At 33.8% G+C, this 11,433-nt stretch carries 12 protein-coding genes; 4 read left to right on the top strand and 8 right to left on the bottom strand.

Annotated features, from left to right (window positions below):
• The 4 genes from ACKVOD_RS01735 to ACKVOD_RS01720 form a co-directional block, all read right to left on the bottom strand.
• Positions 1–608: glycoside hydrolase 100 family protein (locus tag ACKVOD_RS01735; RefSeq protein ID WP_409207760.1), on the bottom strand; the 608-nt coding region annotated here is incomplete at its 3' end.
• Complete coding sequence (locus tag ACKVOD_RS01730; protein WP_409207759.1) at positions 608–1,984, bottom strand: MFS transporter; 1,377 nt, start codon at positions 1,982–1,984, stop codon at positions 608–610. The genes ACKVOD_RS01730 and ACKVOD_RS01735, both read right to left, overlap by 1 nt.
• A gap of 3 nt (positions 1,985–1,987) precedes the next feature.
• Positions 1,988–2,347, bottom strand: coding sequence for a glutaredoxin family protein (locus ACKVOD_RS01725; RefSeq protein ID WP_409207758.1), 360 nt, complete (start codon positions 2,345–2,347; stop codon positions 1,988–1,990).
• 112 nt (positions 2,348–2,459) lie between these two features.
• Positions 2,460–4,883 carry a TonB-dependent receptor domain-containing protein gene (locus ACKVOD_RS01720; RefSeq protein ID WP_409207757.1) on the bottom strand — a complete coding sequence of 808 codons (2,424 nt, stop codon included), beginning with the start codon at positions 4,881–4,883 and terminating at the stop codon, positions 2,460–2,462.
• A gap of 157 nt (positions 4,884–5,040) precedes the next feature.
• On the opposite strand from ACKVOD_RS01720, the gene ACKVOD_RS01715 reads away from it, so the two are divergent.
• Entirely contained in the window at positions 5,041–6,069 is a 1,029-nt protein-coding gene (locus ACKVOD_RS01715) for a LacI family DNA-binding transcriptional regulator (RefSeq protein WP_409207756.1), read from the top strand.
• Between the two features lie 95 nt (positions 6,070–6,164).
• Here the strand turns inward: ACKVOD_RS01715 and tsf are convergent, their stop codons facing one another.
• From tsf to rplM, 4 genes are all read right to left on the bottom strand, one after another.
• Positions 6,165–6,995 carry a translation elongation factor Ts gene (tsf, locus tag ACKVOD_RS01710; protein WP_409207755.1) on the bottom strand — a complete coding sequence of 277 codons (831 nt, stop codon included), beginning with the start codon at positions 6,993–6,995 and terminating at the stop codon, positions 6,165–6,167.
• A gap of 125 nt (positions 6,996–7,120) precedes the next feature.
• Positions 7,121–7,990 carry a 30S ribosomal protein S2 gene (gene rpsB / locus ACKVOD_RS01705; protein ID WP_409207754.1) on the bottom strand — a complete coding sequence of 290 codons (870 nt, stop codon included), beginning with the start codon at positions 7,988–7,990 and terminating at the stop codon, positions 7,121–7,123.
• Between the two features lie 226 nt (positions 7,991–8,216).
• A complete protein-coding gene (rpsI, locus tag ACKVOD_RS01700) occupies positions 8,217–8,603 on the bottom strand; it encodes a 30S ribosomal protein S9 (protein WP_409207753.1) in 387 nt (128 codons plus the stop codon).
• Complete coding sequence (gene rplM / locus ACKVOD_RS01695; protein WP_264565636.1) at positions 8,603–9,058, bottom strand: 50S ribosomal protein L13; 456 nt, start codon at positions 9,056–9,058, stop codon at positions 8,603–8,605. Before rplM ends, rpsI begins: the two co-directional genes overlap by 1 nt.
• 290 nt (positions 9,059–9,348) lie before the next feature.
• Between rplM and ACKVOD_RS01690 the strand changes: the two genes are divergently transcribed.
• From ACKVOD_RS01690 to ACKVOD_RS01680, 3 genes are all read left to right on the top strand, one after another.
• Entirely contained in the window at positions 9,349–10,374 is a 1,026-nt protein-coding gene (locus tag ACKVOD_RS01690) for a LacI family DNA-binding transcriptional regulator (protein ID WP_409207752.1), read from the top strand.
• A gap of 137 nt (positions 10,375–10,511) precedes the next feature.
• On the top strand, positions 10,512–10,964 hold the full coding sequence (locus ACKVOD_RS01685) for an ankyrin repeat domain-containing protein (protein WP_409207751.1): 453 nt from the start codon (positions 10,512–10,514) through the stop codon (positions 10,962–10,964).
• 6 nt (positions 10,965–10,970) lie between these two features.
• On the top strand, positions 10,971–11,433 hold a 463-nt coding region (locus ACKVOD_RS01680), incomplete at its 3' end, for a DOMON domain-containing protein (RefSeq protein ID WP_409207750.1).

The following is an 11,433-nucleotide window of genomic DNA, read 5'->3' as shown; positions in this document are numbered from 1 at the left end:
GTAAAATTAATTTCGATTTGCTCGGTTATTTTTTCAATTTTGAAAGCAATCAAATCGCTTTTTGCAAAATGGTTGTAACTTTTCAATGCCCAAATCCGAAGCAATTGATCATATAAAACATAACCATCCGTTATGTACTCGTCTGCCCAATTTCCTGAAAGTGGTACATACAATAAATGTTTATTGTTGAATTCCCATGCTTCTAGAAGTTGCAAACATTTTTGAATATTACTATCGTATTTTTTTACGAAAGCGTTATCTTTCGTATAATAAGCATATTGACAAATCCCAATAATAAACCAGGTTACGGCATCGACTCTTCCTGCCAAACCGCCATAACTTATTTCGATTTCATCGCCATTTGTCATAACATTGGAAGGAATTGTTCCGTTATGATGTTGGTTTTTGGCTAAGGTTTTCAATGTTTTTTCGAAAGTGGCAATTAAATTGGCATTGCCTGAAGCTAATGCTGCCAATCCACAAATAACGCCGTCACGAGCCCAAACTCTTTTGTAGTTGGAGATGTTTTGTGCACTTGCCAAAAAACCTTCCGAAGAAGAGCATTTTTGGAGTAATTCGATTGCTTTTGTGTAATTTATATCTTTCATTATTCAGTTGCTTTGTTGCTGTTTTTAATGGTTATAAACAGCGTTAAAAACGCACCAATAATTAGAAACAATCCTGCTAAACGAATAACATTTACTGGATTTTTTCCTAGCAAATCATAGACAAAATATTGCATAGTTATGACTTGAATTGCCATTGGAATAACAATAAACATATTGAAAATCCCCATATAAACTCCCGTTTTGTCCTTAGGAATTGATCCCGCCAAAAGTTGGTAAGGCATGGACATCATTGATGCCCAAGAGATTCCTAATCCAAAGGAATACAAAAAAATGGTGGTTACTTCTATATTTTCGCCAAATGGATTGTGCATCACAAAAAGCACATCGACATTATTCAATAAGGGAATACTCAAAAGTCCAATTCCACCCAATAATAATGCGAAAAAATGAACGCCTTTTGCTCCAATTTTTAATGCCAATGGAACCAACAAAAAAGCGACCATAAAACAAACAATATTATAGGTTCCGTTTAAACTTCCTGTTAATAATTGTGCTTTCGAAAACCCTTCCGAAGCCTGATCTGTAGTTTTAAAAATAGAAATAGAAAGCGCTGAAGTGATGTATTGCCAATAGCAGAACATGGCGTACCAAGTGAAAAACTTCACGGGTATCAACTGCTTCATAGTTAACGGCATGGTTCTAAAAGCTTCTACAATATCAGTCCAAACGGTCTTAAAAATGTTGTGTTTTTTCTTTTCCTCGATAACGGCTAATTCTTCGGCTGTGGGAGGATATTCCTTGGTCGTAATAACGGAGAGCAAAACAGATGTTATGGAAGCAAATGCGCCAATAAAAAACGCCCAATAGGTGTAGGTTGGAATTCCGTTAGATAATTTGTCGGTAATGGCTAAAATTCCCAAAGAAACGAGTATTGCTGGAGTAAAATTGGCCAAAGTAATTCCTAAACCAGTAAAAAAACTTTGCATTAAAAAACCCAAAGATTGTTGTTTTTCATCCAACTTGTCAGCAACAAAGGCGCGATAGGGTTCCATTGCTAAATTATTTGCTGCGTCCAAAATCCATAGCAAACTGGCTGCCATAAAAAGGGTATTTGAAAAAGGCATTATCAATAAAGCAATACTTGAAATTAATGCTCCAATTAAAAAAAATGGTTTTCTGCGACCCCATTTTGGTGACCAAGTTCCGTCGCTAATAGCGCCAACGATGGGTTGGATTATCAAACCTGTAATTGGCCCAGCAAGCCAGAGCATTGGTAAACTTCCTTCATCGGCTCCTAAATATTTATAGATAGCGCTCATGTTGCTTTGTTGCAAACCGAAGCTGAACTGGATTCCAAAAAATCCAAAATTCATGTTCCATATTTGCCAGAAATTCAGTTTTGTCTTTTTGAACATAGCTTAGTGAATTAATTTTTTTATAAAATTATCAAAGGTGGTATTGTTTGAGAATAGTTCTCCATATTTATCAATAACCGGAATGCCAAGATTATTTGTACTAATGTTGGCTTTCTTTAATTTGGCAAGCATTTCATTGAGCGCAACTTTATCCGTATCGATGTCGTAAAAAACAAAATCAATTTTATTTTCGATTAATATGTTTTTAGCATCTGTGCAGTAATGACAATTTGAACTGCCGTAAACAAAAATTACTTTCTTGGTGTTTTCAATGTTCTTTTCTGGATTTGTACTTATTTGAGCATTCAAACTGGATTCGCAAAAAATTAAAAAGAAAAAAAATATAGATAGTTTTATTTTCATTTTGGAAAAATTTAAAGATTAGACAAACAAGTTTGTTTTTTATAAAAACAATTCCTGTATTATAAAAATACAGGAATTGTCAACTTAACTAAAGAAAAACATGAAATTTTTATTAGAATCTATAAGAGAGTGCCATCGAAATAGATCTTCCTGGCATAGGTCTAGCTCTTACATAGTTTGTCGAATTATTTGTAATACTTCCCTCTTCAGACTCAGTGATTGCCAATGTGTCTAAAAGATTATTTCCAGAAATGTTTACAGACATTCCTTTTGTAATACCAATTTCAACAAAACCATTTACAATTACAAAACCATTCATAACTAAATCATTTGAATCTTGAGCGAATGCTTTGGTTTGCCCAATGAAACTTAATCCTAAAGTGTTTTTATTGTTTGAAAATTTATACGTTGGTATGAAGTTATACATCAATTTTGGCTGTCTTCTTGGCTCGTTTCCACCACTGCCTCCAGATGTTATTTCAGCTTTTGTATAAGTAAATCCACCACGTAAATTAAAATTATCATCTACATTATAAGCTGTTTCTAATTCTAGACCCAACGATTTATAGTTGTTTTTGATGATGCTATTTGAAGTCGCTTCATAGCCGCCTTCTTCGTCTGTTTTAGAGTGAAATGCGGTTGCGTATAAATAGCCTTTTGAGAATTTTTGTTTGAAACCGATTTCCGCTTGAGTTAAAAAGTCTAATGAATTGATTTTATTTCCATCTAGATAATCTAGACCTGAAAATAATATACGATCGGCTTTTGCAGAAGCTCCTTTGCTTAATCTAGCAAAAAGAGATTGATTGTCGGTTAATAGATAATTTCCACCTAAAGTATAAGAAACATAATCATAATCATAATCTACCGCTGTAGTGTTTGCAGTATTAATTGCTGAAACACTATTTTCAGGAGCAGAAATTATACCGTCATTGTTAACGTCATAAATTGTTTGTGAACTACCTGCAAACGAACCTGTAACTTTACCTTTGTCGTACCGAAGTCCAGCTTCAAAAGATAGTTTGTCTGAGGCATCAACAGAAACGTTTGCATAAGGAGCAGAAACGTTATATTGTGTATCAAAATTTCTTGTACAACAATTACCCCAAGCAGGAACACCATAAGCATATAAACCATTGTCAGACAATAAATCTCCAGAGGCATTTTTAACATTTATCAAGCGAGGATTATTATCTGAAACTTCTTGTAGATATGAATTCCACAACCAAGACATAGAAATGTTTTGTATCGATTTGAAATAACCAGCAGTAATCGCCACTTTGTCAAATTTTTTGGACAAACGCAAATCATTCATAAAATTATTCATGTCATTTAATTGGGTGTCGAACATGTGAATTCTAGACACTAATCCATTTGGATTGTTAAATGCAGTTCCAGAATTAGCATAGGTTAAAGTAGAACCAGCTCCAAAAGAATTTGCAATTGCTGAAGCTGTTCCAACTTCTGCTGGAAACGGAGCAATAAATCCACCGCTATTAGCAGAAAATCGACCGTTTTCGGTTATTTTCCAACCATCTTCTAGATCAAAAGATGCACTCACTCCAATCGATTTTGAAATCGGATTCATTCCATCTGCCACTTTTCCTCTCCTGAGTTGTCCATCCGCACCAAGTCCCACATTATGTGTTAGATATACAGATTGTAATGCTCCTGTAGTGGCGTCAAAACCATCAACATTTCCCCAAGTAGGTTTAGCATTTGTTCCTGTAACTTTCACTGGCATTGGCATATAAGCGGCGGCTCTGTCATTCAGGAATTTAGTGTAAATTGTTACTTTACCTTTTTCAAATTCTTTAGTAATATTAAACTTTACTTGTCCTCCATTGTTCGATGTAGACCCTGTTTTTCTTACGCCTTCTCCTGCTCTATAAAAACCTCCTGCGTGAAAATATAAGCCATCGCCAATTTTTGCTCCATAATCTATATCTGTTCTAAAATTATTATAATCTAAACCAAAACTTGTGGTCATCGTTCCTCCTTCTTTTTTACCTGTTTTACTGATAAAGTTGATGATTCCCCCAGGAGAATTAGACGATAACGTAGATGCCGATCCCCCACGAATAGCCTCAATTCTGGCAACGTTTCCGTCAAATCTCGTGAATATATCTGCGGTTGCAAATGCAATATCACCAAAAAGGAGTACTGGAAGTCCATCTTCTTGAATTTGTAAATATTTAGAACCTCCGGATGATATAGGCACCCCACGAACTGATATGTTTGAGTTTCCTTCTCCACCTGATGACTCGGAACGAATCCCTGGTATTGTTCTAAAAATTTCAGCTGTTGATCTTGGAGCTGATTGTTCAATTTGTTTTACATCTAATGTTGTGATAGATACACTAGACCTAATTTTGGTTTTTGGGTTAACAACCCCAGTTACAACTACCTCATCCAATTTAGTTGATTTAATGGTGTCCGTAATTGGAGTCGTTTCATTTTGTGCAAAAGCTAAATTTGACAGTAATAATGCTGTAACAAATCCCATACTTTTCAATAATAAGTTGATTTTTCTCATGGTTTAAAATTGTTTGATTAATAAATAGTTTGAGTTATTTTTATCAAAACTACTTTTATAAGCTTTAAAATTAACTATTTTTTAATCGAAAACGTTTTCGAAAACGCCGAAAACGTTTTCGATTTTTTATTTATTTTTTTATTACCATATTTGTCAAATGAAAGAGACAACTTTAAAAGAAATTGCCGAAGCTTTAGGAATATCCATAACCACGGTTTCAAAAGCACTAAAAAACTATTCAGACGTAAGTGATAAAACTCGAAAAGCTGTACTGGCTTTAGCTGAAGAGCTTCATTATACACCCAATAGTTTTGCTGTGAATCTAAGAACGAAAGAGTCTAAAACTATTGGTTTAATTATTCCTGAAGTTGTTCATCATTTTTTTTCGAGCGTAATTAACGGCATCATCGCCGAAGCCGAAAAAAATGGATACCTCGTTATTATTCTTCAATCGAATGAATCCTTGGAATTAGAAAAAAAACAAGTGGCTCTTTTAATCAATAAAAGAGTTGACGGAATTATAATGTCGCTTTCCAACGAATCCAACAATGATTTCCATATCAAGGAAATCCTCCGAAAAGAAATTCCTTTTGTCCAGTTTGACAAAATTTCGAAATTAATTCCCAGTTCCAAGGTTATTATCAATGACCAGAAAGCCGCGATGGAAGCTGTTCAGCATTTAATTGACAAGGGATGCAAAAAAATTGCGCATATTCGGGGTCTTGAAAATCCGCAAAATTCGATTGATCGTTTTATTGGATACAAAAAAGCTTTGGAAAAAAACGGAATTCCTTTTGATTCCAAATTGGTTTATGGGTGCAAAAGTATCACTTTTGAACAAGGAGTCGAATTTGCCAAACAAATTGTCGAAGAGAATCTGGGGATTGACGGGATTTTTGTCATCACGGATTTAGTTGCTATAGGAGTTTTGGCTCATTTTAATGAAATTGGAATCCAAGTGCCCAACCAAATTGCTATAATTGGTTTCAGTAATTGGTTCGTTTCCCAAGTAATCACGCCAAAGTTGAGTACCGTTGATCAACCGAACTATGAAATGGGAGTTGCCGCTTTTGGATTGTTGCTTGAAGAAATGATTTGTCGCAAAGATGGTAAGGTGTTTACTCCAAGAACAATCGAATTGGGAACGAGTATTATTGAAAGAGATTCGACTTTAAAGACGAATTGAAAGTTAATGTATAAAATTATTGAACCGTTTTTAAACAAAAATCCCATTTCAAATTGCTTCGAAATGGGATTTTTTATATTTAAGTTTAGAATAAATTATCCTAAAGCGGCTCTTTTAAAACCAGTAACGATAAGATCTTTGTCTAAAGATTTTACATAAGCAGCAACGCTTAATTTATTATCTTTAATATAATCTTGGTTAACAAGTGTATTGTCTTTAAAGAAACGAGCTAGTTTTCCTTTAGCAATGTTATCTAACATAGCTTCTGGTTTTCCTTCTTGACGAAGAATATCTTTAGCAATTTCAATTTCTTTAGCAATAGTTTCAGCATCAACACCATCTTCATTTAACGCAATAGGAGCCATAGCAGCTGCTTGCATAGCAATGTTTCTAGCCACTTCATCTGTTCCAGCAATGTTTGCTGAAAGTGCAACCAAAGTTGCGATTTTGTTTCCAGAATGAATGTACGAACCGATAAAAGCACCTTCTAATTTCTCGAAAGTTCTAATTTCTAGTTTTTCACCTATTACTCCTGTTTGTTCGATTAATTTTTCAGCAACAGAGATTCCGTTGAAATCAGCCGCTAAAAATTCTTCTTTAGTGTTGAAAGTCAATGCAAGGTTAGCCATTTCAGTAGCCATTTTTACAAAGTTTTCATTCATACCTACGAAGTCAGTTTCGCAGTTTAAAGTGATAACAACACCTGCAGTTTTGTCTGCGTTAACAACAGCAATGGCAGCTCCTTCAGTAGATTCTCTGTCTGAACGGTTTGCCGCTACTTTTTGTCCTTTTTTGCGTAAGTTTTCGATTGCTAAATCAAAATCTCCTTCTGCTTCAACCAAGGCTTTTTTGCAGTCCATCATTCCTGCACCAGTGATTGTTCTTAATTTATTTACGTCTGCAGCCGTTATAGTTATAGTTGACATAATGTTTTATTTTAGCCCCACCCTAACCCTCCCCAAAGGGGAGGGAAAGTAACAGGGAAATTTTTAATGTAAATTTTAAGTTGTCTATACTCCCTTCCTTTTGGGAAGGGTTGGGGATGGGCTTTTTATTCTTCAGTTGCTGGAGCTTCAACTTCAGCAGTTGGAGTTTCAACTACAACTTCTTCAATAGCTGGAGCAGCTTCAACTACAACTTCAATAACTGGAGCAGTAGCTTCTTCAACAATTGATGCTACTTCTTCTTTAGTGCTTTCAGTTGTTGACTCAGCATCAACTTCTGCATCAGCACCTTTGTTAGAAAGTCCTTCAATAATTGCAGCAGTTACAATAGATAAAATTTTATCGATTGATTTAGAAGCATCATCATTAGATGGGATTACGAATTCAACCTCTCTTGGGTCAGAATTAGTATCAACCATTGCGAAAACTGGAATGTTTAATTTTTGTGCTTCTTTTATTGCGATGTGTTCCGCTTTGATATCTACTACGAACAATGCTGCAGGTAGTCTAGACATGTCTGCAATTGAACCTAAGTTTTTCTCTAATTTAGCGCGAAGACGATCTACTTGCAAACGCTCTTTTTTAGAAAGGGTCATGAATGTTCCGTCTTTCTTCATTTTATCAATAGTTGCCATTTTTTTAACAGCTTTACGGATAGTTACGAAGTTAGTTAACATTCCACCAGGCCATCTTTCAGTGATGTATGGCATGTTTGCAGCAGCTGCTTTTTCAGCTACGATGTCTTTTGCTTGTTTTTTGGTAGCTACAAATAATATTTTTCTACCTGATGCAGCAATTTTTTTCAAAGCTTCATTCGCTTCTTCAATTTTTGCTGCAGTTTTATATAGATTGATAATGTGAATTCCATTACGTTCCATATAAATGTAAGGAGCCATATTTGGATCCCATTTTCTAGTCATGTGTCCAAAGTGAACACCTGCTTCTAGTAATTCTTTTACTTCTACTTTGTTTGACATTTTTTGTTTAGTTTACGTTCTGTTGATTAGCAATGTATTTTCAGATTTCAGATTTCAGATTTCAGATTTCAGATTTTTCAACCTTTAATCATTAACCACAAATCGTTTAACCATTAATCCATTTAGATGCTAAACTAATTTCCCAACGCATTGGGACAACAACAACATTGTTTCTTTTAATTTATTAATCAATTGGTCTTGTACAAATAGTACAAGACGGGTTATATTAACGTTTAGAGAATTGAAATCTCTTACGAGCTTTCTTCTGACCGAATTTCTTACGTTCAACCATTCTTGGATCTCTTGTTAATAAACCTTCTGGTTTTAAGATAGCTCTGTTTTCAGCATTTACTTCACACATAACACGCGCTAATGCCATTCTTACAGCTTCTGCTTGACCAGTTGAACCACCTCCGTAAACATTTACTTTTACATCAAAATTGCTAACGTTTTCTGTCATAGACATTGGTTGCAAAACTTTGTACTGTAAAGTAGCTGTTGGGAAATAAGTTGCAAATTCTTTTTTGTTTACAGTAATTACTCCTGTTCCTTCTGAAACATAAACACGAGCTACTGCGGTTTTTCTTCTACCGATTTTGTGAATTACTCCCATTACTTAAGATCGTTAAGGTTAACTGTTCTAGGTTTTTGAGCGCCTTGTTTGTGCTCTGATCCTACAACAACATTTAAATTTCTGAAAAGTTCAGCGCCAATTTTGTTTTTTGGCAACATTCCTTTTACCGCTTTTTCTACTAATAGTGCAGGGTTTTTTGATTGCAATACTTTAGCAGTTAAAGTTCTTTGTCCTCCAGGATAACCAGTGTGACGGATGTATGTTTTCTCATCCATTTTGTTACCTGTAAGGTTGATTTTTTCTGAGTTGATAACAATTACGTTATCACCACAGTCCACGTGTGGCGTGTAACTTGGCTTGTACTTTCCTCTCAAAATCATAGCGACTTTTGAAGCAAGGCGACCTAAGTTATGACCGTCAGCATCTACAACAATCCACTCTTTGGTAGAGTTGGCTTTTGTTGCTGAAATTGTCTTGTAGCTTAATGCGTTCACAATATTATATTTTAATTAAACATTCCATCCCCAATAAAGGGGTTGCAAAAGTACAATTAATTATTTTAAATACAAATACCTTAATTGATTATTTTTCTAACGTTTTTTAGCTGATTATCAAATAAGTATTTGAAGTTATTTTAGTATCTATTTTCTGAAATTGTAGATTAAATTAGACTTTCTATATTTGTATTGATTCTATTTAAAAAAATAATGTATATTTCAACTTTTATATTTTGCATTATAAATCATTTAGATTAGAAGAAAAATATGATATTAAATATTTACTTATGAAAACAAGAGCGACTTTAAAACAAATTGCCAAAGAACTTGATGTCTCTGTATCTACAGTTTCAAAAGCCTTGAACGATAGCCCTGAAATAAGTGAACAAACTAAAACTAGAATAAAGGAATACGCTAAACTTAAAAACTACAAACCTAATGTTATTGGATTAAACTTGAAAAACAGGAAAACCAAAACTATTGGGGTTATAATTCCTAATATTTTAAACTCTTTTTTTGCAAAAGTATTTAGTGGGATAGAAAAAATATCCGATGAGAAAGGGTATAATGTGATAATGTGTATTTCAAACGAATCTTTAGCAAAAGAAATATATACATTAGATATGCTCAGTAATGGAACTATAGATGGTTTTATTTTGGCTATTTCAGAAGAAGCCCAGAAACTTGGTGAATACAGTCATTTTTCGAATATTTTAAATGAAGGCACACCAATTGTAATGTTTGATAGAAATGTTGATGAAGTTATATGCGATAAGGTTATTGTTGATGATTTCGATTCTGCTTTAAATGCTGTTCAACATTTAATAGATTTGGGCTGTAAAAATATTGCTTTATTCTCATCAATTGATAATCTAAGTGTAGGGAAATTAAGATCTGATGGTTATTTACAAGCCTTAAAAAACAATAATATTGCTATAAATCCCAATATAATTCTAAGGACTGATTCTGAGGATGATTTAAACGATAAAATTGATATAATTTTTGATAATAATACAATTGATGGTGTTTTTGCTTTAGACGAAAGAGACTCAGTTGCGGTCTTAAAAACAGGTCTCAAAAAAGGGTTTAAAATACCCGAAGAATTATGTATTATTGGTTTTGCAGATGGAATTCTTGCTTCTCGAAGATTATCTCCAAGCTTGTCAACTATAAGTCAGTATGGGGTAGAAATAGGAGAGGTAGCAGCAAAATTACTTATCGACAGATTAGAATCTAAAGAAGAAAATTTACCCTATGAGACTGTTGTAATTAAAACACAATTGAGAGAACGAGAGTCTACTCGAAAATTATAATTTTTTAATTATTGTTTAACTTTGATTTTAATATAATTATCTATATTTACCATTAAATTAATATTTTACATCTTTAAATGAAGTGTTTTTTACCTTTTATATTTATTTTTCAAATTTCAATTTTTGCTCAAGAAAAATTGGACATATTTGATGTTGCTAGAAAAGGAACAGTCAATCAGATTGAAGCCCTTTATAAAGAAACTCCAGAAACAATCAATTCACCAAATCAAAGTGGTTTTTCACCACTGATTTTGGCTTGTTATAGCGGGAATGAAAATGTTGCAACTTATTTAATTGAGAATTCTAATGTAGATTATGTTTCTAGCGAAGGAACGGCTCTCATGGCAGCAGTTGTTAAGGGAAATGTAAAATTGGTAAACCTATTATTAGAAAAAAAAGCCAATCCAAATTTAACCAACAAACAAGGTGTAACAGCATTAATCTTTGCAGTTCAGTTTAAAAATGCTGAAATAATACGTTTGTTATTAGAGCATAAGGCTTCAAAATCACAAATAGACAACGATGGAAAAACCGCTTTTGAATATGCTGTTTTTGCTGGGGATGAAACAATAATTAATCTTTTAAAATAAAATATTATGAAAAAACAGGTACTCACGATTTTAGCTTTGATGGCTTTTATACCCACCTTTGCTCAATTTACTACAGGAACAGTTACTTTGACCACTGGTTTTTCTATAAAAATTGACACCGATGCTACTAAGGTAACATTAACTTTAATTGGCCCTAGCAATACGTGGTTAGGCATTGGTTTTGGAGGAACTTCGATGTCATCTGTAAATGATATGTTTATTTGGAACTCGTCATCAAACAGAGACTATACCCCGTCAGGCGGGCAATCTACACCATCTCCCGATGCAGTTCAAAGCTGGACAATTGTATCGGACGATGCGCCTTCTTCAACGAGAACAATTGTAGCCACTAGACCATTGGATTCTAGTAACGATTTTACATTTTTAAACTCTTCAGCTTCAATTTCAATTATTTATGCATTAAGCAATACACAAAATTTTGGTGAACACAACGGAAATCATTCTTCTA

Origin of the sequence: Flavobacterium sp., assembly GCF_046155325.1 — a bacterium.
GTDB lineage: Bacteria > Bacteroidota > Bacteroidia > Flavobacteriales > Flavobacteriaceae > Flavobacterium.
This window is presented reverse-complemented; position numbering and strand designations above follow the sequence as displayed.

Excerpts from the sequence above, each read along its gene's own strand:
- ACKVOD_RS01690 (WP_409207752.1), top strand. The coding sequence starts at position 9,349 with ATGAAAACAAGAGCGACTTTAAAACAAATTGCCAAAGAACTTGATGTC.
- rpsB (WP_409207754.1), bottom strand. The coding sequence starts at position 7,990 with ATGTCAAACAAAGTAGAAGTAAAAGAATTACTAGAAGCAGGTGTTCAC.
- tsf (WP_409207755.1), bottom strand. The coding sequence starts at position 6,995 with ATGTCAACTATAACTATAACGGCTGCAGACGTAAATAAATTAAGAACA.
- ACKVOD_RS01715 (WP_409207756.1), top strand. The coding sequence starts at position 5,041 with ATGAAAGAGACAACTTTAAAAGAAATTGCCGAAGCTTTAGGAATATCC.
- ACKVOD_RS01730 (WP_409207759.1), bottom strand. The coding sequence starts at position 1,984 with ATGTTCAAAAAGACAAAACTGAATTTCTGGCAAATATGGAACATGAAT.
- ACKVOD_RS01720 (WP_409207757.1), bottom strand. The coding sequence starts at position 4,883 with ATGAGAAAAATCAACTTATTATTGAAAAGTATGGGATTTGTTACAGCA.
- rpsI (WP_409207753.1), bottom strand. The coding sequence starts at position 8,603 with ATGGGAGTAATTCACAAAATCGGTAGAAGAAAAACCGCAGTAGCTCGT.
- ACKVOD_RS01725 (WP_409207758.1), bottom strand. The coding sequence starts at position 2,347 with ATGAAAATAAAACTATCTATATTTTTTTTCTTTTTAATTTTTTGCGAA.